16 protein-coding genes and 3 pseudogenes are annotated in these 18,935 nt (G+C 70.1%); 3 read left to right on the plus strand and 16 right to left on the minus strand.

Features of this window, described 5'->3' with window-relative positions:
* Nucleotides 1-132 precede the first annotated feature (132 nt).
* The 3 genes from CLM62_RS21345 to CLM62_RS21355 form a co-directional block, all read right to left on the minus strand.
* The gene (locus CLM62_RS21345) at nt 133-957 is read right to left on the minus strand and encodes an ABC transporter ATP-binding protein (protein ID WP_095751698.1); all 825 of its coding nucleotides are present in this window, start codon (nt 955-957) and stop codon (nt 133-135) included.
* 41 nt (nt 958-998) lie between these two features.
* A complete protein-coding gene (locus CLM62_RS21350) occupies nt 999-2,003 on the minus strand; it encodes an iron ABC transporter permease (RefSeq protein WP_095751699.1) in 1,005 nt (334 codons plus the stop codon).
* Nucleotides 2,004-2,152: 149 nt separating this feature from the next.
* Nucleotides 2,153-3,217: an ABC transporter substrate-binding protein gene (locus CLM62_RS21355; protein WP_095751490.1), complete on the minus strand. Its 1,065-nt coding sequence runs from the start codon at nt 3,215-3,217 to the stop codon at nt 2,153-2,155.
* 331 nt (nt 3,218-3,548) lie between these two features.
* Here CLM62_RS21355 and CLM62_RS21360 point away from each other — a divergent pair, with 331 nt between their 5' ends.
* The gene (locus tag CLM62_RS21360) at nt 3,549-3,941 is read left to right on the plus strand and encodes a copper chaperone PCu(A)C (RefSeq protein WP_257003972.1); all 393 of its coding nucleotides are present in this window, start codon (nt 3,549-3,551) and stop codon (nt 3,939-3,941) included.
* Nucleotides 3,942-3,989: 48 nt separating this feature from the next.
* On the opposite strand, the gene CLM62_RS21365 is transcribed toward CLM62_RS21360, so the two are convergent.
* The 11 genes and pseudogenes from CLM62_RS21365 to CLM62_RS21410 all read right to left on the minus strand — a co-directional run.
* Nucleotides 3,990-4,964 carry a GlxA family transcriptional regulator gene (locus CLM62_RS21365; protein ID WP_095751492.1) on the minus strand — a complete coding sequence of 325 codons (975 nt, stop codon included), beginning with the start codon at nt 4,962-4,964 and terminating at the stop codon, nt 3,990-3,992.
* Between the two features lie 138 nt (nt 4,965-5,102).
* Nucleotides 5,103-5,744, minus strand: coding sequence for a sigma-70 family RNA polymerase sigma factor (locus CLM62_RS21370; RefSeq protein WP_257003973.1), 642 nt, complete (start codon nt 5,742-5,744; stop codon nt 5,103-5,105).
* 384 nt (nt 5,745-6,128) lie between these two features.
* Entirely contained in the window at nt 6,129-6,872 is a 744-nt protein-coding gene (locus CLM62_RS21375; protein WP_095751700.1) for a hypothetical protein, read from the minus strand.
* Nucleotides 6,873-7,393: 521 nt separating this feature from the next.
* Nucleotides 7,394-7,930: a copper chaperone PCu(A)C gene (locus CLM62_RS21380; RefSeq protein WP_095751494.1), complete on the minus strand. Its 537-nt coding sequence runs from the start codon at nt 7,928-7,930 to the stop codon at nt 7,394-7,396.
* Entirely contained in the window at nt 7,927-10,224 is a 2,298-nt protein-coding gene (locus CLM62_RS21385; protein ID WP_095751495.1) for a cation-translocating P-type ATPase, read from the minus strand. Before CLM62_RS21385 ends, CLM62_RS21380 begins: the two co-directional genes overlap by 4 nt.
* On the minus strand, nt 10,224-10,457 hold the full coding sequence (locus CLM62_RS21390) for a hypothetical protein (protein ID WP_095751496.1): 234 nt from the start codon (nt 10,455-10,457) through the stop codon (nt 10,224-10,226). The genes CLM62_RS21385 and CLM62_RS21390 overlap by 1 nt, the downstream gene beginning before the upstream one ends.
* 698 nt (nt 10,458-11,155) lie before the next feature.
* Nucleotides 11,156-11,695: a GNAT family N-acetyltransferase gene (locus tag CLM62_RS21395; RefSeq protein WP_095751497.1), complete on the minus strand. Its 540-nt coding sequence runs from the start codon at nt 11,693-11,695 to the stop codon at nt 11,156-11,158.
* 209 nt (nt 11,696-11,904) lie between these two features.
* Nucleotides 11,905-13,171, minus strand: a pseudogene (locus CLM62_RS21400) (transposase).
* 119 nt (nt 13,172-13,290) lie between these two features.
* Nucleotides 13,291-13,370: pseudogene (locus CLM62_RS52710) on the minus strand (transposase); the annotation flags it as partial.
* Between the two features lie 98 nt (nt 13,371-13,468).
* Nucleotides 13,469-14,092: a DUF4328 domain-containing protein gene (locus tag CLM62_RS21405; RefSeq protein ID WP_179382175.1), complete on the minus strand. Its 624-nt coding sequence runs from the start codon at nt 14,090-14,092 to the stop codon at nt 13,469-13,471.
* A gap of 132 nt (nt 14,093-14,224) precedes the next feature.
* Nucleotides 14,225-14,748 (minus strand): annotated as a pseudogene (locus CLM62_RS21410) (tyrosine-type recombinase/integrase); the annotation flags it as partial.
* A gap of 70 nt (nt 14,749-14,818) precedes the next feature.
* Between CLM62_RS21410 and CLM62_RS21415 the strand changes: the two are divergent.
* Together CLM62_RS21415 and CLM62_RS21420 are read left to right on the plus strand one after the other, a co-directional pair.
* Entirely contained in the window at nt 14,819-15,940 is a 1,122-nt protein-coding gene (locus tag CLM62_RS21415; RefSeq protein WP_095751499.1) for a DUF1152 domain-containing protein, read from the plus strand.
* On the plus strand, nt 15,937-16,200 hold the full coding sequence (locus CLM62_RS21420; RefSeq protein WP_095751500.1) for a hypothetical protein: 264 nt from the start codon (nt 15,937-15,939) through the stop codon (nt 16,198-16,200). The genes CLM62_RS21415 and CLM62_RS21420 overlap by 4 nt, the downstream gene beginning before the upstream one ends.
* 672 nt (nt 16,201-16,872) lie before the next feature.
* Here the strand turns inward: CLM62_RS21420 and CLM62_RS21425 are convergent.
* Both CLM62_RS21425 and CLM62_RS21430 read right to left on the minus strand, forming a co-directional pair.
* Nucleotides 16,873-17,742 carry a geranyl diphosphate 2-C-methyltransferase gene (locus CLM62_RS21425; protein ID WP_095751501.1) on the minus strand — a complete coding sequence of 290 codons (870 nt, stop codon included), beginning with the start codon at nt 17,740-17,742 and terminating at the stop codon, nt 16,873-16,875.
* Between the two features lie 16 nt (nt 17,743-17,758).
* Complete coding sequence (locus CLM62_RS21430) at nt 17,759-18,814, minus strand: family 2 encapsulin nanocompartment cargo protein terpene cyclase (protein ID WP_373559177.1); 1,056 nt, start codon at nt 18,812-18,814, stop codon at nt 17,759-17,761.
* Nucleotides 18,815-18,935 lie beyond the last annotated feature (121 nt).

An 18,935-nucleotide genomic window follows, 5' to 3' on the forward strand; every position in this document is an offset into this window, starting at 1 on the left:
GCTGGGGAGGGCGCTCACCGGCTCACCGGGGTGCCCCTCGGGGACTGACCCGGGGATACCCGCGCCGGCATTCCGCCAGTCCGGACGGCCCGGATGGGGCATCTCACGCCGGATCCCGGGAACTCAGCCGCCTCACGAGCCGACTTGTGCAGGGGTGGGGCCGCTTCTCGGGCGTACCGGTCCGTCCGCCGGGGCCCGGTGGTCGAAGGCGATCAGGGGGTCGCCGGTCAGCGGATGTTCCACCACGGCCGCGTGTACGCCGAACACCTCGGCCAGCAGGGCGGGGACGAGCACCTCGCGGGGCGGGCCGGACGCGACCACGCTTCCCTCGTGCAGGACGTGCAGCCGGTCGCACACGGACGCGGCGGCGTTGAGGTCGTGCAGCGACACCAGCGTCGTACGGCGCTGGGCGCGCAGCAGGGCGAGCAGCTCCACCTGGTGGCGGATGTCCAGGTGGTTGGTGGGCTCGTCCAGGACCAGGACATCCGTCTCCTGGGCGAAGGCACGGGCCAGCAGGACGCGTTGGCGTTCGCCACCGGACAGCTCCGTGAAGCGGCGCCCGGTGTGGTCGGCCATGCCGACGTCGGCCAGCGCCTTCGCGACGACGTCCCGGTCGGTGGCGTCCTCCCCGGCGAAGGCCCGCTTGTACGGGGTGCGTCCCATGGCGACGACCTCGCGCACGGTCAGCTCGAAGTCGCCGCCCCGCTCCTGCGGGAGCGCGGCCACCCGCCGGGCCGCCTGGACAGGGCTCAGCTCTCGCAGGTCGGTGCCGTCGAGCAGGACGCGCCCGGCGGCGGGCTTCAGGTGACGGTAGACGGTCCGCAGGAGCGAGGACTTGCCGCTGCCGTTCGGTCCGACCAGGCCGGTGATCTCGCCTCCGGCGGCGATGAGATGCGCGCCGGCCACGACCGTACGGCCGTCGTAGGCGATGTGCAGGTCCTCGACGTCGATCCTCAACTTCCGCTCCCCCAGATCCTCAACCGCCACTCCTCCGAATCTCAACTGCCGCTTCCCAGGCGCCGGTCCAGCAGGTACAGCAGCGCCGGTGCGCCGATCAGCGAGGTGACCACCCCGACCGGCAGTTCCTGCGTGTCCATGGCGGTACGGCACACGATGTCGACCACCACCAGCAGCAGCGCCCCGAACAGCGCGGAGACCGGCAGCAGTCGCCGGTGGTCGCCGCCGACGACCAGGCGGCAGGCGTGCGGCACCATCAGTGCGACGAAGGCGATGGCGCCGGACACCGCGACCAGGACGCCGGTCAGCAGGCTGGTCGCGGTGAACAGCTCACGGCGCAGCCTGGTGGCGTCGACGCCGAGCCCGGCAGCCGTCTCGTCGCCCATGAGCAGGGCGTTGAGCGCCCGGGCGCGCGCCTGGAGCCACACCAGGGTGGCGGGTACGGCGACGGCGGGTACGGCGAGCAGCTGCCAACTCGCCCCGCTCAGACTGCCCATGAGCCAGAACAGCACGCTGTGCGTCTGCTGCTCGTCGCCGGCCTGGAGAACGAGATAACTGGTGAAGCCGGACAGGAACTGGCCGATCGCCACCCCCGCCAGCACCAACCGCAGTGGGGCGAATCCCCCACGGCGCCGGGCCACCGTCCACACCAGCGCGAACGTCGCCAGCGCCCCGGCGAACGCCGCGCCCGACAGGCCGAGCCCCAGCGCCCCGCCCGTCCCGACGCCGAGCACGATCGCGGCGACCGCCCCGAGGGACGCGCCGTTGGAGATACCCAGGAAGTAGGGGTCGGCCAGCGGGTTGCGCACGAGGGCCTGCATCGCCGTACCGACGAGGCCGAGCCCGGCACCGACGAGGGCGGCGAGCAGGGCTCGGGGGACGCGCAGTTGCCACACGATGAGGTCGTCCGTACCCGGCCGGGGCGCCTCTCCGGAGAGCCGCCGCCCCACCACGCCCCACACCTCACCCGGCGGAATCGACGTCGAGCCCCAGGAGACCGCCGCCGTGAGAGCGGCGAGCAGCGCCACGGCGAGGACCGCGGCCAAGGGGCCGGCGGGTACCGAACGCGCCTGCCTGCGGGCGTCCGTGCGCTTTCGATCCGTGCCCTTTCGGTCTGTGCTCTTTCGGTCTGTGCTCTTTCGGCCCGTGCCGTTTCGGCCCGTGCCGTTTCGGCTCAGCCGGGCGTCGATCACGGTCAGCCGACCTTGCCGGGGTAAAGAGCCTTGGCGATCGCCTCGACCGTGTCGGCGTTCTCGACACCGGCGATGGTGGTCTGCTCGGAGCCGATCCGCAGGAAGTGCCCCTCCTTGACCGCCTTCAGCCCCTTGGTGGCGGAGTTCGTCTCCAGCCACTTCTGGGCCTCGTCGAACGCCTTCTTGTTCGCGGCCTCGCTGCCCCGGTTGCGCACGCCCAGCTGGATCCAGTCCGGGTTCTTGGCGATCACGTCCTCCCAGCCGACCGGTTCGAAGTCGCCGTCGCAGTCGGCGAAGACGTTGCGGGCCCCGGCCTGGGTGATCACCGCGTTGGCGATCTGCCGGTTGCAGACGGCCATGGGCTGCTTGGTGCCGGCGTCGTAGTCGAAGAAGAAGTACGTCGGCCGCTCGGCCTCGGCCGTGCCGCCGACGGCCTTCCGCACGGCGTCCGCCTTCTCCATCATGCTCGTGACGAGTTCTTTCGCCTTCGCCGAAGTGCCGGTGACGGCACCGAGGGAGGTGATGTCGTCCTCGACGGCCGTCAGGTCGGTGACGGGGCTCTTGCTCTGCGCCGCGCAGGCGGTGGACTTCAGGTAGATGTGCTTGATCCCGGCGGCCTTGAACTCCTCCTCGGTCGGCGCGTCGCCCATCCCGCCGCCCATGTTCATGTTGGCGAAGGTGTCGATGTACAGGTCGGCGCCGGAACCGAGCAGTTTCTCCTTGGGGATCACGGTCTGGCTGAGTACCTTGACGTTCTGGGCCTGGGCGCCCAGTTCGGCGGGCAGGGTGCCCTTGCCGGGCGGGAAGCCGGTGCCGATCACCTTGTCCCCGGCTCCCAGCCGGAGCAGCAACTCCAGGCTGGAGGCATTGCTGGTGACGATCTTCTGCGGAGCCTCGGAGAACGTGGTCTTGGCGCCCATGCAGTCGGTGACGGTCACCGGGTAGCCGTCGGAGGCGGCCTTTCCGGCAGCGGGGCTCGCCTCGCCGCCGTCCCCGCTGCCGCAGCCCGCCGCCAGCAGGCCGCCGAGCACCACGGTCGTCGTACCCCACCACACGCGAGAACGCATCGAAACTCTCCAGGATCCACTCGGGCACGGGCGGACCTCTGCCACCCGTTCCAGTAGTCGGGGCGGACTCCGCGTGGGTTCCCGCCACTTGGGGTGCCGGTTCATCCGCTGCCGGAACCCCAGGAGGGAGCATCGCGACTACTGAGGTGTGAAGCGGAGGAGCCCAAAGAGCCCGAAGAGCCCGAAGAGCCCGATGCGTCCGGTACGTGGGACGAGTGGGATACGTGGGACGCGTTCGACGCCGAGAAGTCTGTTCACGAGCGCGCTGCGGTCCGCCGCGGCACCCCTCGTCGCGTGCTGCGCGGCTCTGATCCTGCTGACCGCCTACACCATGACCGGCCTGGCCGGCGATCCTCCGCCCCGGATCACGGTCGTGGACGCCCGGATCATCGCTCCGCCCAGGGGCGCGAGCTCCACCGCCGCATATTTCGAGATCCGAAACGCCGGCGTCTCGCGGGACACGCTCCTGTACGCGGACTCGCCGGAGCTGGGAGTCAGCGCCATCCGCCGCGCCGGAGGCAGGGAGCGGGCGGGGCTCACGGAACAGGTGTGGTCCGTCGACGTTCCGGCGGGCGGCACCGTGCGCATGGCCCCGGATGGTCTGGGCGTCCTGATCATGGATCCGCCTGTGCTGAAGCCGGGCCGGGAAGTGCTCTACAACCTCTGGTTCCGGTACAGCGGAAGGGTCGGTGTCCGGGTACCCGTGACCACCGACGCGAGATGACCCGGCTGTGCCGGCGCCCACCATGCCGGGATTGGCTGTACGTCCGTGTCAGGAGAAGCGCTCCCGGTAGTCGAGGGGCGAGATTCGCAGCACCCGCTGGAACGATGTGCCCATCGTGGCCTGCGTTCCGAACCCGGCCTCGCGCGCGATGGCCTCGGGGCTGCGGAGCGTCTCCGTGAGCAGGCGGGAGGCGGCGGCCACCCGGGCCCGCTCGACGTACTCCCGCGCCGACATGCCGACCTGGGCGCGGAACAGGCGGGTGAAGTGGCGCTCGGAGATGCCTGCCTGACGGGACAGGGAGCGGATCGACAGATCGCTGCCCGGGTCGGCGAGGATCCGCCGCTGCACCGCGCGCAGCACCGGGCTGCGCGCGTCGGGGCCGAGCGGCTCGGCGAACTGGAGCTGACCGCCCGGCCTGCGTTGGTACGTGACCAGGGACCGGGCGACCTGCTGGGCTGCCTCGCCGCCCAGGTCGTCCCCCACGAGGGCGAGGGCCAGGTCGAGGCCGGAGGCGGCGCCCCCGGAGGTCGTGACGCGGCCGTCCCGCACCACCGTGTCCCGTGCGTCGGCCTCGACAGCCGGGTACCGGCGGGCGAGTTCGTCCGCGAACTCCCAGTGCGTGGCCGCCCTACGGCCGTCGAGAAGCCCGGCATCGGCGAGGAGGAAGGCGCCGGTGTCCACCGAGGCCACGCGCCGGGCCCGCCGGGCCAGGGAACCAACCGCGTCGACGATCGCCCGATCGAGGGCAGGGATGCCGTCCGTGCCCGGCACGATCAGCGTGCCGGCCTCGGCCACGTCCGTCGTGCCGTGGTCCGGCCGGACGGTGAGTCCGCCGGACACGCGGACGGGACCGCCGTCCAGGGAGGCTGTCCTCACCTCGTACCGGCAGGCTCCTGAGCTCGTCTCACCCGCCGCGGCGAAGACATCGGCGGGCCCTGAGAAGCCGAGGCTCTGGGCCCCGTCGAAAAGCAGGATGAGCACCAGGTGGGGCTGCTGCTCGCTCGTATGGTGTAGGCGGTTCATCACGACCTCGCTCTTACGCGCATCATCCTGCGCGTGACTGTCATCTGACTGCCATCCATGGGCCGGTGCTCGGACTGTTCGGCGAGAAAGGAAGGGCGCCGACCCGCGCTTCGGACGGACGGCGCCGACGCCCTTCGATCACGCGGCCAGCGGGGGCGGCTCGGCCGTCGCCTCGGCCTCGGCCAGCAGCTCGATGAGCGTCGCCCGGGCACGGGACACGCGTGAGCGGACCGTTCCGACGGGGCAGCCACTGGCCTCGGCCGCCTCCGCGTAGGGCAGCCCGATCAACTGGGTGAGAACGAACGCCTCACGGCGCTCGTCGGGCAGCGCGTCCAGCAGGTCGAGTAGCGCGACGCCGTCGTCGAAGCCGGGCAGACCGCTGGGCTGGGCGCGTTCGACCGCCGCTCTCCAGTCGTCCGCGCCGCACAGGCGTGGCCGGGCGGCGGCGTACCGGTAACTGTCGATCACCGCGCGGCGTGCGATGGACAGCAGCCACGCCCGCGCCGAGGAGCGCCCCTCGAATCGGTGCAGGCTGCCGAGTGCCCGCAGGAACGTGTCCTGGGCCAGGTCATCGGCGGCCTGGGGGTCGGAGGACAGATGCGCGACATAACGGACGACGTCGGGGTGCAGGGCCCGTACGAAACGGTCGACGGCGGCCGGGTCTCCGGCGCGGGCGGCGAGCGCCCAGGCGGTCGCCGACTCGTCGAACGACGCCACCGCACCGTCTTGGTCCACCCCTCTGCGTTTGTCGCGGGAGGCGGGCAGAACAGGAGTGATCACCTGATGTCCTTCTCGGGTCATCCGGCATCCGGCACGGTGGCACGACGACCGTGCTGGGGCACGACGGGCGTGTGACACCGCTTGCGGATGGGTCCGGGAGTGAAGGGGAGACGGCCGTACGACGCGTACGGCCGTTGCCCGAGGCGCGGGCGTCGATGACACGACACCCGGCTAAGCGGGTCCGGGGAAGTGCGGGTGCGTTCCCGCGCCCGCCGCGGCAGCGGCTGATGTCGCAGCCGGTGCGTGCTCTCGGCGTGCCGGACGAAGGTCCTTGTAGCGGAGCTACTTGGGCCTTGGCCGGTGCGGCGAGAGTGCGTGCCGGGCGGCGTGGGGGCGTGCCCGCACTTCCCCGGGGTCGCTTAGGGCCCCGGGGAACCGGCTGTCTCAGACGACAGCGGTCCTGGCCGGAGGCCCCCGAGGAGTGATCGAGTGAACGAGAAGAAGGCGCCGCGGCACTCGTTCCGAGCGGGCGCGGTGCAGCCGGACGCGCAGTCGGCGCGGCGGCGCGACAACAGCGAACAGCAGCCGCAGGGGTGCGGCCAGCCAGCCGGCGACGGCCCGCAGGACGCGGAACGCGGCACGCTCCCCATGGGCCAGCCACAGGCCGCACAGCAGCGCGGCGAGCGTATGGGCGGCCAGCATGCCGAAAGACGACATGCCGCCCATGTCGTGGCCCATGGAGCCCATGTGCCCGATGTGCGCCGCGTGATCCGTCGCCATGTGGCCCATGTGTCCCGCGTGGTCCATGTCCATGTGACCCATGTCCATGGAGTCCATGGGCATGGCGCTCATGTCGTGGCCCATGGCCTCCATGGCGTGGCCCTGGCCCCCGGAGCCGGGCGGCGTGGTGTCCGGTCCGGCTGCGCTCGTGGCCGTCGACTGCGCTCGTTCGAAGACCGAGTGGAGCACGCCCTGAGTGACCACGACCAGGGACACGACCAGCGGGAGTCCGCGCTCACGGCCCGCGAGGCACCAGCCCGCACCGCCCGTGACGGCAAGTCCGGCCGCCAGTGCCCACCATGAGACGGTGGCCCCGGACATCAGGACGTGGCCGAGGGCGGCGAGCAGCACGCAGACGGCCGCGAACACCGCGGCCCGTATCGTGCGCGCACACCGCCCAGCAGTCATGACGGCCCTCATCCTCGCATCCGGGATTCCGTCGCCATGGAGGGGTACGGACAACGCCCCCGCCCTCCACTCAATCCCCAACCGGTGACACAGAACACGCGGGCGGGCTGGAACTCGACGCACGCTTCGGCCGACATCTGAAGGTGCGGGGTCTCTCTCGGACCCGCTCTCCACTCGGTCGCGCGGCGTCCCGCCGGACCCGCCGCGTCGGCAGGGCACCGCCCCGCGCCTTCGCTCTCTCTGCGAGGACGCCGTCACCGCGTGCACGGCCGGCATGCGCGCCGAGAAGGACACCGGCGGGCTGCGCACCGCGATCAGCCAGGACCTGGACTGCGCCGACATCACAGCCGCGACCACCGCGTCCCGGCCCGCGGCAGCAGCCACACGGCCCGGCACTGCTCGCCGCGCCGGTCGAAGCGTGCCTCATCGCCTGCCGGCGCAGCCACGACCTGTGCGTGCAGCCCGCCACAGCACCCTGAACACTGTCGTATCCGCGCCGAGTCCACCGGGCAGGCCGCCGGTCACGCCCCGACCGTGCCCGGGCGGACCACCACCGCGAGGGTCTTGATCCGACCGCTGCGCGCAAAGTGCAGCGTGAATGGCAGGACGTCGCCCTCGCGCCACGTCTCCTTCGCCCGCACCGTCACATCCGTGCCGAACGGAGACATGGCGAGGCTGCCGCCGGCCGGGACGGCGACGGAGTCCACCGTCTGCCCGTACGCCGCCTGCCCGCCGGCCATGCGGTGGCGGCTGAGCGTTGCGTCGCCACCGGTGGCGGAGGAGGTGACCTTCAGCAGTCGGTCGTCCGCGCCGCCGGAGTTGGTGATGCGGAAGAACGCGGCGGTCTCCCGGGTGGCGGTCTCCCGGGGGTCGCCGAACGGGAGGAAGACGAGCCCGTGGGTGACCGCGATCCGCGCGGGGCTGCCCGCGTTGTCCTGGACGGCCCAGGTGGTCAGGCCGCCGAGGGCGATGCTGCACGCGGCGACGGGCGCGAGCGCGGCGATCAGGGTGTCCGTGAGCCGGCGGCGGGTCGGCCGCCACAGTCGCTGTCCGGTCATCGCGTACGGCCCCGGTCCCGCGACGGCTGCCAGGCCCGCAGCCGCAGGCTGTTGCCGACCACCAGCAGGGAACTCACCGACATGGCCGCCGCGGCGAGCATCGGGTTCAGCAGTCCGACCATGGCGAGCGGCACGGTCACCACGTTGTAGCCGAACGCCCACAGGAGGTTGACGCGGATCGTGCCCAGGGTGCGCCGGGCGAGCCGGACCGCGTCGCCGAGGGCCTCGATGTCACCGCGTACGAGTGTCACGTCGGCGGCCCCGATCGCCGCGTCCGTGCCACCGCCCATGGCGATGCCGAGATCGGCACCGGCCAGCGCGGCGGCGTCGTTGACGCCGTCGCCGACGACCGCGACCCGGCAGCCCTGTTCCCTCAACTCCCGTACGAGGCCGGCCTTGTCCTCGGGGGTACAGCGGGCGTGCACCTCCTCGATGCCGAGCGCGGCGGCGACCGCCCGCGCCGTTGCATCCCGGTCGCCGGTGGCGAGCACCGGCCGCACGCCGAGGCGCCGCAGCCGGTCCACGGCCTGGTAACTGCCGGGGCGTACGACGTCTCCGACCTCGATCAGCGCCTCGGCAACCCCGTCGACACGGACCAGGACGGGGGTGTTGACGTCGGCCTCCGCCGCCTGCAGCGCGTCGGTGAGGGCGTCGGGCAACTCGTCGTCCGGCGCGAGGACTTCGACCAGCCGCCCCTCGACCCGGCCACGCACGCCCTCGCCCGCCGTCGCGGCGAAGTCGCTCACCTCCGGCAGCGTGCCCTGCCCGGGCAGGACATCACCCGACGCTCGCGTACGCCCGCGCGGGGACACCACCATGGCGTACGCGACGATCGCCCGGCCCAGCGGGTGCTCCGAGCCCTGCTCCACCGCACCGGCCAGCCGCAGCACCGCCTCGCGGCCGAGCCCGTCCGGCACAGCCGTGACCCGGGCGACGGTCATGTGGCCGGAGGTGAGGGTGCCGGTCTTGTCAAGCACGACCGTGTCGATGTGCTGCAACCCTTCCAGGGACTGCGGGCCCCGGACCAGGACACCGAGCTGCGCGCCGCGTCCGGTGGCGGCCATCAGCGCGGTCGGCGTGGCCAGCCCCAGCGCACACGGGCAGGCCACCACCAGGACGGCCACGCACACGGTGACGGCGGCCTGCGGGTCGGCCCCGGCGCCCAGCCAGAACCCGAGCACGGTCACGGCGAGCGCCAGCACCACCGGCACGAACACCCCGGCCACCGTGTCCGCCAGCCGCTGCGCCCGCGCCTTGCCCGCCTGCGCCTCGGTCACCAGCCGGGTGATGCGGGCAAGCTGTGTGTCCGCACCGACCGCGGTGGCCCGTACGAGCATCCGTCCGCCGGCGTTGACCGCCCCGCCGACCACGGTCGAACCCGGCCCGGTCTCGACCGGCTCGGTCTCCCCCGTGACTAAGGACAGGTCCACGGCGGAGCTGCCCTCCGCCACCACGCCGTCGGTGGCGACGCGCTCGCCAGGTCGGACGACGAAGACCTGCCCCACCCTCAACTCCTCGACGGGGATCAGCCGCTCGGCCCCGCCCTCGCGTACCGCCACTTCCTTCGCGGCGAGTTGGGCCAGCGACCGCAGGGCCGCCCCGGTGCCGTTCCGGGCCCGCGCTTCCAGGAACCGTCCGGTGAGCACGAACAGCGGTACGACGACGGCCACTTCGAGGTAGACGTGCGCCGTGCCGTCGGAGGCTTCGGGCAGCAGGCTGAACGGCATCGTCATGCCCGGATCGCCCGCGCCGCCGAGAAAGAGCGCGTACACCGACCAGGCGAAGGACGCCGCCACGCCCAGCGAGACCAAGGTGTCCATGGTCGCCGTCGAGTGCCGCAGCCCGCGCAGCGCCCGCACGTGGAACGGCCAAGCGCTCCACACCGCGACCGGCGCGGCCAGCACGAAGCACAGCCACTGCCAGGCGCGGAACTGCAGGTCGGGCACCATGGACAGCACGACCACCGGCACCGCGAGCAGCGCCGTGATCACCAGCCGTTCGAGCTCCTGCCGGGTGCCATCGGACTCCCCGCCCTGGCCCTCCTCGCGCTGCTGCTTCAGCGGCTCGGGCAGCGCGGCCGTGTACCCCGCCTGCTCGACCGTCGCCACGAGTTCACCGGGGCGGACATGCTGCGGATGGCTCACCCTGGCACGCCCTGTGGCCAGATTGACCGTCGCGGTCACGCCCTCCAGCTTCGCGAGCTTCTTCTCCACACGCCCGACGCAGGCCGCACAGGTCATCCCGCCGACGGTCAGGTCGGTGGTCACCAAAGAGGTGGCCGGCTCCGTGGTCATCAGCCGCCACCCCCGTGCTTCATGTCCATGCCGCCCTCCGTGCCACCACTACCGTCGCCGCTCGTTCCGGAGCGCTGCATGTCGGGCGCGACGGGGCCGACGGCGGCTCCGGCGGCGTACGACACCGTGAAGACCAGGGCGAGCAGGAGAAGGAAACCGCAGAGGGCGGGCGGCGGCACCAGTCTCCGCAGCGCGAAACCCGCTTCAGTGGAGGACTGCTGGGGTTCTTCCATCACCGGCCTCCTGACCTTGGTCGGACGGCTCGGAAACAGGGATCACGGCGGGATCCCCTACGGCCGTACCGTATAGAGGAGTCGGGCCACGTAAGGAGCGAGTTCCGTGCGCCCCTGCCCTGTGGGGTACGTCACAACCGCAGGGCTTTCCGGCCGACCCTCCACCGCGACGGCCCTGAGCCGCCATGCCCCGACACCGAGCAGGAGGACGGCAACGCCAGCACCGACAGGGACGGCGAGTGTTTCCAGCCCTCAGCGGGATCCGCCACAGCTTGCTGATACCGGTGGAACCGGCGCCGGTGCCGCGATGGCGACGGCTGGGGCTTGCGTGTGCACTCGCGACGGGGCTGGTGGGCCGGGCAGCAGAGAGAGCCGAGCCCGACGCTTCGGCCATCGCGCTCACGCGATATCCCGCCGATCAACGGCGTCGTGCCCATAGCGTGCCCGTAAGAACGGACAACCACAGTCAACAGCGGTGTGACCCGACCCGCACCACAACCCCAGGAAGAAGACATCTGTGCAGGTCAGAACCACAGAGCCCCCGGAAGCGCCGTCGCTTCCCAAGCTGAGAGCGCGAGTTCGATTCTCGTCACCCGCTCCATGCGAAACCCCCAGGTCAGAGACCCGGGGGTTCTTTGTTGTCTGGACCGGTGGGCGGGTGGCGCACCACAACCGCACCATAAGGGCTGGGCTATGGATCAATCGGACGGCGTGACCGGGGACCGCATGCCGAGCCACTGCTCAGCGTCCCAGGCCCGGAACCGCTCTACCTCGGTGAACCCCAGCTTTGCCGCGAGGCGCATCGAGCCGACGTTGGCGGTCTGGGTGGCGAGCACCACCGGCTCGCCGGGAAGGACGCCGTCGAACCAGTCGAGTGCCGCCGCGCACGCCTCGGCGGCGTATCCGAATCCCCATGCCCGCGGCAGGAACAGGTAGCCGAGATCGGCCTTCCCCGCGGCAGCCGGACGATGGTGCTCCGGTGCTCTCCTGAGCAGGATCTGGCCGATCATCGCCCCGTCGAGATCGACGACGAAACTCCCCGGCCACCGCTCGGGCACCTCGGGCATCTCGCGCTCAAGCTCGTCACGCGCCCGGGGGCCACCGAGGTAGGTGTGCACCTCCGGTGAGGCGAGCAGTTCGATGAACGCCGCACGGTCTCGGGCCTCGGGCTCCCGGAGCAGGAGCCGCTCGGTTCTGATCGCGGCAGGTGGCCAGGCGACGGGTCCGAGTTCAGTCATGGCGGGCAACCTATCCCTCGCCCACGAGAGCGATCCGAAAGAGAAGGCCTAGCCTCCCCGTTTCGCTTCGAGTGGTTGAGCTGGGGTGATGGCGGAGGACTGGTGCTGTCGGGCCCTGGTCGGTGAGTGGGCATGGCTTGGGCCCGACGCTCGGTCCGGGGTCTCCAACGGCTTCCTCGGTGGTGGGCGGGCAGGGACAGTGCCACAGGTCAGGTGGCCGGTCGCGGTAGTGCCGTGAGGCGGGCGAAGGCGTTGATGAGTTCGTGCCGCCAGGGCCAGGTCGCGGCGATCCGCAGGCGAAGACGGCGGCCGCCGCGAGTGATGCGGGCGGCTGCGTGCAGCAGCCGGTAGCGCAGCTTCTTCGGCTCGGCGGTGGCCAATTCTCCTTCCAGCAGCAGGGTCTGGGTCCAGGCGAGCAGGTCGGTGGCGGCCAGGGACAGCTCCAGCCACGCTTGGTTGAGGGTGAAGTTGCGGGAGGGGAAGCGGCCGAAGCCGGTGGTCTTTCCGCAGCGGATGCGGTCCTCGACGCGTGCGTGCGCGCGGTGGCGGACCTCCAGGTGCTGCAGCGAGCCTTCACTGTAGGGGTGTCGGTCAGGAAGACCTGGTGGCGTATGCCCTCGTCGAGGTCGAACACGGACAGTTGGGCGCCGGGGTGCGGGCGCTCGCGGCGGACGATGATCCGGGTGCCGTCGGGGTAGCCGCCCAGGTCGACCATGCCGGTCAGCTCGGCGACCTCGGCGCCGGCGCACAGGGTGCCGTCCTGCTCCAGCGCGGGGTGCCAGACCTCATCGGTCAGGGCGCGGATCGCGCGGCGGACCGGCTCGGTGACGGGGTGGCCGACCGAGAAGGATGTGTGGATGCCTCGCGCGCGCAGGGCCCGCAGGTGTGCCAGGAACGCTTTGGCCCCTCCGGCGCTGTCGGTGCGGACGAGGATGGGGGTGCCGTGGCGGCGGCCTGCTCTTTCTCGGAGTGGCAGGTGACCAGGGTGGCGTCCATATCAATGACCAGCCCGGGCAGGTCCCGCCCGCCGGCCTGAGCCGCGGGTATGCCGCTGTCCGTCTCGGCGGCCTGCAGCCAGGCGACCTCGCGCGCTGCAGCTCGGGCCGTGCGCAGTGCTGCCAGTGCCGTGTGGTCGATGCCGGCCAGGAGGCGCCAGGCGGTCGGGGTAGAGGCCACCGGGCCGAAAGCCTCGGCCTGGTCACGCAGCAGAGACAGGTCGGCGATGGCCTCGCCGCCGTCCGCGAGCATCACCGCCAGATCCACCGCGATCCTGCCCGGGTCGTGTCCGGTTCCGCGTGGCCGCAGGCGGCGCAGCGCGTCGGTGAACGCGGCGGTCAGGCCGGTGGCGTCGGCGAGATCGGCCAGCAGACGGGACCCGGCATGGCCGACCACCCCGTGGCCGTCGGCCGAGACGACGAGCTTGGGGCGCGAGGCGATAGTGTGCACGCAGAAAGTGCCTTCCTGCTGGGATGACAGAGACCTTCGACAAGCCTCATCTTCCCAGCTCAGAGGGTTTCGCGTTTCCGATCAAGATCCGGACACCGCGGCAAGTGAAACGCGCAGGCTAGTGCCGCATCAGGCAACGTTCGCCTTTCTTGCTTCTTGTGGCAGGCATGGTCAGTGCCGTCGAGTGCGAAGTAGCGCAGGGCGGTGAAGTGGCCTCGATACGGTTGAGTCAGGAGCTGTTGATCGGCGGGGTCATGCCCGGCCGCAATCGACCCGCCCCAACTTCTCACCCATCGTCATGAGTGGAAGCGGCGAACGCGCGGCACCTCAACAGACAGGTTCACCAGTCGCCCCCCGGAGGCGCGCCCTCTGCATCGCGGCAAGCCGCCGCACCACACGGATACACAGAGCCCCTGAGACGACATACAGCGCGGCCCCGGCCATCTCTGTTGACAGCGGGCCTCGGGAGGTGGAGGGAAAGTCGAGAAGCTGCGCCGCCACGAAGAGCAGCCACCACGAGGTCAGCAGTACGCCGGTGCGCCGCGGGCGGTCGGCCGGAGAGCTGGCAGCCCAGATGTCATTGAGGATCCGCTTCGGGAGGAAGAAGCAGGCGACCGGAACCAGCCACGCGCCTGTAGTCCAGCCGCGCTTCATCCGGTGTCCGCCGGGCGCCAGAGCCTCGGCGTTCACCCGCATCTGCCACAGCCACCGAAGGAAGACGAATCCAGTCAGCAGGAAGGCGAACAGCCTCATACCGGTGAGGTTGCCGACCCATATCTCCCTCTCGAAGGCGGCATACGAGCCGTGAGCCGCGCGGTAAAGACGCAGCTGAGCGACAAGTAACGCGACATTCACCAGCACGCAAGCCCCGAGCGCGGCCACGACTACAGTCGTCATCGCCTTCGGTACAAAGAGCGGCTCGCGCTCGGCCGATGGCACGGGCGGGGACACGGCGATGGCGTCGTTGTGACTCACGCGGCCACAAACTACTGCTGAGCTCGGCATTCAGTCCAGCTTGAACGGATCCCAAGGCGCGATCCGGCGCGACGCGTCACGACAGGGCGAGCGTTGCCTGATGCGGCACTAGCTACCGGTGGGCTTCTGCTTGTGGTGCGCGGGGTCGTCCTTGTGGTGCTTCGCACGCTCGGCGCGCACCATCTCGTCGAGCCCAGCCGCCACCTCGCGCTGCCGTTCGTCATCGGAGTGCTGATAGATCAACGCGGCCTTCTCGGAGGACTGTCCGGCCCGGACCATGGTGTCCTTCAGCATCGCGCCAGAACGCGTTGAATGCGTGTGTCCGGTGTGACGAAGGTCGTAGAAGCGGAAGCCTTCTGGGAGGCCGACAGCAGTACGGACCCGCCTCCACTTCCGGCCGAAAGAAGTGCGGCGGAAGGGGGCTCCCTTCTCACCGACGAATAGAGCCCATCAGGCCCCTTCTCGGCGTACCAGGCAAGGTGGCGCTTCAACTCCTTCTCCAGGAAGCCCGGAAGGACGACGAAGCGTGCGCCGGCATCCGACTTGGTCGCACCGGGAGCGCGTTTGCCGTTGGTCCGCTCAGGCTCGGCAACCCGGACCCGGATCACGAGGGAATCAAGGTCTACGTCCTGGTCCAAGTGGCTATAGCCTTTAGCCACTACAGAGTGAGTGGTCAACCTCCGACCCCGTAGGCTGAACCGCATGAAGCGGTTGATCGTCGCAGCAGGAGGAGGAGGCGACGCAGTCGCCGCCGCAATGCTTCACGCCGCCCTCTACGGCGACGAGGACCAGGCGGTGATCCTCACCTACGCGTGGGACCGCCTGTTGATCGACCCAGTGCCAGGACCCCGAGGACCGGACAACTTCACCGGCCTCGAACAGCTCACCCCAGCGGTCTGGGCAGTGCCGGCCGAGGCTCGCCCGATCGCTCCGGCAGGCTCCACCCTGCCCCGACTCGCAGCAGAGCTCCCGCACACCTTTGCGCTGATCGACCCGCATCACGGAGCCGAGGGCATCACCCGCCAACTCGAAGAGTTGGTAAGCCACTTCTCCCCGGAGTCGATCGACCTCCTGGACGTAGGCGGCGACATCCTGGCCCGAGGCGATGAGCCGACCCTGAAGAGCCCGCTTGCCGACGCCGTCACGCTCGCCGCGTGCTGCCAGGTGAACGCACCGATCCGCCTCCTGGTGGCAGGCCCCGGTCTGGACGGCGAACTGCCTCCCGATGAACTGCGCGGAATGCTCGGCCCGCTAGTCCACACCTTCACAGCGAAGGACGTTGAGTCGATCAGCTCGGTCCTGGAGTGGCACCCCTCTGAGGCAACCGGGATGCTGGCGGCGACAGCCCGAGGCGTACGCGGCAGATGCGAGATGCGCGACGCCGGACTCCCCGTGCCTCTCACGGATGAAGGGCCGAGGGTCCATGAGGTCGACCTGGACGACGCGTTGAGCCGCAACCAGCTGGCCCGCGCCATCCTGGCGACCACCACTCTGGACGAGGTAGAGGCACACAGCCGCGAAATCTGCGGCTACTCGGAGATCGACTACGAACGCAACAAGGCCACATGGCTCAAAGACCAGCCACCAGTGAAGCTCGACCCCCAGGCCGTGTTCTCCCAACTCGACCAGTTCGAAGCCGAGGCCCGGAACCGCGGAATCACCCACACAACATTCCGCCGCATCACCGAGGCGCTGAACCTCAACGGCTCCCTACGCGAGGACCTACGCCAACTGCTGATCAGCAGCCATCCGGAGCGGTACGACGCGCCCTTGTGGCGCATCGCAGCCACCGGTACCTCCACCCAGGGAGAACCCAGGGCATGAGCGCATTCAGCAGCGACTTCAATCTGGACACCGTGCGCGACGTGACCGGCAACGGCACTGAAGTCGATGTGGCCACCAATCTGTTGACCGGTGACGTCAGACTGTCGATCCTCTGGACGCAAGAAATCCTGCTGTCTCCTGATGCCGCCGAAGAGGTAGCCCAAGCACTTCAGCGGGCCGCTCAACAGGGACGCAAAATCGCAGCTGCCGAAACGCCGGAGAGCACTGCAAGCGACACCCAAGACGCAGCCGAAGCCTGAGTAACAACCTTCTTCACGGGTTCAAGTCGGCTCGCTCCGCTCGCCGCGCGCGGCCCGGCCCCCGGCCGGGCCTGCGCTCCTGTCTCCGCCCCGCTCCAGCCCGGCCGGCGCCCGAGCCGCGCGCTCAGCAATCAGCCGCTTGCCGTAGAAGAGGTACGTCGTGGCTGGGGCGGTCGGCTCCACGGCTTTACGGAGCCACTTTGGCGCGAGCCTCGAAGATCATGGCCCCAACGTCGTGCTTTACCGGGCAGGTCCACAGACTGCCCGACGCGCCGCCAGCTTACGGGGCCATGATCACTCGCGCCAAAGCAGCGCCACCCCAAAGCCGCTCCACCGACCTTGAACTCCGTGCATCTCTGGCAGTCCGCCCTGTCCAGAACCCTCGGGGCACCTCACGCTGGACAAGGCCTGTGGTCATCGGGGGGCTAGTCGCCGATCAGCCTCGGCCTGCGGCTGACGATGTACCCGACCAAGGTCCGCTGCGTCGTGTGTGCTGCTCGGGGCGGAGTCCATACCGCTGGACTTGCTGTCGGAGAGGCTTGGCTTTCTCTTGCGGAGCAGGTCCGGCACCCACTCTGACAGTGCGGGATCCATCGGCGGGCAGCCCCTTCGCAAGTGGTGCGGGACGCATGCCGGTGTGTCCGCGCTGCGTCTCGCAAGCGGTCGGCGGGATCAGATTCGGTCGGCGGCGATGAGCAGGTACTGGAAGCTGCCGTTCTTGTACGCGGTCAGGAACGCGTCCTCGATGCCGGTGGCCAGGGAAGACTTGGCGCGCAGCTCCCAGTACGGGATGGTCGCCGCGGTGAGGTCCACCACGCTGATCGGCACGAGCCGGTTGTTCGCCATCTCCTTGAAATAGGTGGAGCGGGGGTGGATGTCGCAGATGTAGTGGGCGTTGATCGTCGAGACCTCGCGAGAGGGCAGCCCGTACGTGTCGTTGTAGCAGCCGGTGATGGTGACGTACCGGCCGCTGCCTTCGAGGAGACGGGCGTATTCGGCGAACAGCATCGACAGGTCGACGTACATGGTCGACTCGTTGTTCCAGATGGCGCGGAACGAGCCGGTCTCGAAGCCGGTGTCGAGCATGTTCTTGAGGTGGAAGCGCACCTTGTCGTCCACGCCGCGCTTCTTGGCCTGCGCGTTGGCGAAGGCCACCTGGGTCTCGGAGATGGAGATCCCGTCGACGTGGCAGCCGAAGCGCTTGTTGGCGACCAGGCTGCCGCCGCCTCGTCCGCAGCCAGAGTCCAGCACGCGGTCATCGGGGGCGACGGCGCCGAGATGGTCGGCGAGGAAGTCGGCCTGGGCGCACTCCAGGCGGTGCAGTTCGGCGATGATGCGCTCGTCGCGGTTTTCCTCAGGGCCCTCCAGAACCGACCAGTCGACGTCGCCGATGCCGTAATGGTGATGGTAGAAGCCGTCGACCTCGCCCAGCCGGAGGTTGACGGGGTTCTTCTCGCGGTTCCAGTAGTCGGCCACTGACTTCTGGTAGGGGCTGAAGGGAGGGGCTTCGGCGGCGCTGGCGCGCTGCGCTGTGGTGGTCATGCGGCTGCCTTCTTTCTCACCAGTAGTTGGGCAGGGAGTAGCGGTAGGTGTTGGTGTGGTGCCATTCGTGGTTGCCAGCGACCCAAGCGGCGAGGCCGGTGGTGTAACGGGCCAGGATCGGGTCCTCGGCGACCAAGACGGAGGATTCGTCCTCGAAGGCGTGCATGATTTCGTTGTGGATGTCGACGGCCTTTAGATAGGCGTCCTTGAGGCCGCAGCGCTCCTCGGCGGCGATCACCACCGGGAGGTTCAGGTGGTGCTCGTCGAGTGCCATCTCCTTGGTGAAGGAGTACAGGTCGTTGACGAGTGTGGTGGCGTTGCAGGCCAGCGCGGTGACGCGCTGGACTTCAGGTCGGGAGTAGAGCGGCTCGGGCAGTTCGTAGCCGTCCACGGCGTCGACGATGGACAGGCAGGGACGGAAGTTGTTGAACTGCCGCATCACCAGGTACTGCCACACCGGCGGGGTAGTGCGGGTCTGCGCCCAAGCGCCCTCGGCGAGATACCCCAGGTGCAGGCGCGCCATGTCGTGGATGAACCGGGTGACCTGACTGGGAGTGGCGATGTCCCGGAAGGCGCGCATCGCACCTGCATAGGAGCGCAGTGGAGCATCCGCGCCCAGCCCCTCCTGCCACTGCTGCTGATAGCCGTCCGCAGTGTGCAAGGGGTCCAAGGCGCTCTGCGCGATGACGAGCCTGCCGCCCAGGCCGATGGGAGACCCGCCGTAGTCCTCGCAGTAGCAGTCGTCAACGACGTTCTCCGCGACCAGTAGCTTGCCCGCGACGACGAGGCGCTCCAGGTCGGCTGCCCCGGGATGTTGCAGGACAACAGCACGGCCGACCTGGAATCCGGCGAAGTCGCCCGCCCATTGAGGGGGAACCAGCGCGAGCTCATGCGCCCAGGCTTCAAGCCGCCGGTCCACCTCGGCGACCTTGACAGGGTCGGCCGGCACAGCGGGCGGGCAGTACAGGCCCGGAATCGGGTCACCGGCGCGGGGCGGAGCCGTGGTCGCCGGAGCGGACCAGCCGTGACCCGCATGCGGCGGAAGCAGGGCCCTGGCCGCTGATGTGCCCAAGCCTGTCGGGCCTGTGGGAAGCCATGCCGCCACCCGCTTCGCCGGGGGCGTGGGCCGCGAGGCCGCCGACTCCGGCCACCGGGCGAAGGGATCCCGTTTCCCGGGATTTACCGATTCGGGC

The sequence above is a fragment of the Streptomyces sp. SA15 genome (assembly GCF_002291145.1).
Lineage (GTDB): Bacteria > Actinomycetota > Actinomycetes > Streptomycetales > Streptomycetaceae > Streptomyces.

Bases quoted from the DNA above. Each gene is read 5' to 3' on its own strand.
- CLM62_RS21355 (WP_095751490.1), bottom strand. From the start codon at position 3,217: ATGCGTTCTCGCGTGTGGTGGGGTACGACGACCGTGGTGCTCGGCGGC.
- CLM62_RS21360 (WP_257003972.1), top strand. From the start codon at position 3,549: ATGACCGGCCTGGCCGGCGATCCTCCGCCCCGGATCACGGTCGTGGAC.
- CLM62_RS21365 (WP_095751492.1), bottom strand. From the start codon at position 4,964: ATGAACCGCCTACACCATACGAGCGAGCAGCAGCCCCACCTGGTGCTC.
- CLM62_RS21375 (WP_095751700.1), bottom strand. From the start codon at position 6,872: ATGACTGCTGGGCGGTGTGCGCGCACGATACGGGCCGCGGTGTTCGCG.
- CLM62_RS21380 (WP_095751494.1), bottom strand. From the start codon at position 7,930: ATGACCGGACAGCGACTGTGGCGGCCGACCCGCCGCCGGCTCACGGAC.
- CLM62_RS21385 (WP_095751495.1), bottom strand. From the start codon at position 10,224: ATGACCACGGAGCCGGCCACCTCTTTGGTGACCACCGACCTGACCGTC.
- CLM62_RS21390 (WP_095751496.1), bottom strand. From the start codon at position 10,457: ATGGAAGAACCCCAGCAGTCCTCCACTGAAGCGGGTTTCGCGCTGCGG.
- CLM62_RS21395 (WP_095751497.1), bottom strand. From the start codon at position 11,695: ATGACTGAACTCGGACCCGTCGCCTGGCCACCTGCCGCGATCAGAACC.
- CLM62_RS21415 (WP_095751499.1), top strand. From the start codon at position 14,819: ATGAAGCGGTTGATCGTCGCAGCAGGAGGAGGAGGCGACGCAGTCGCC.
- CLM62_RS21420 (WP_095751500.1), top strand. From the start codon at position 15,937: ATGAGCGCATTCAGCAGCGACTTCAATCTGGACACCGTGCGCGACGTG.
- CLM62_RS21425 (WP_095751501.1), bottom strand. From the start codon at position 17,742: ATGACCACCACAGCGCAGCGCGCCAGCGCCGCCGAAGCCCCTCCCTTC.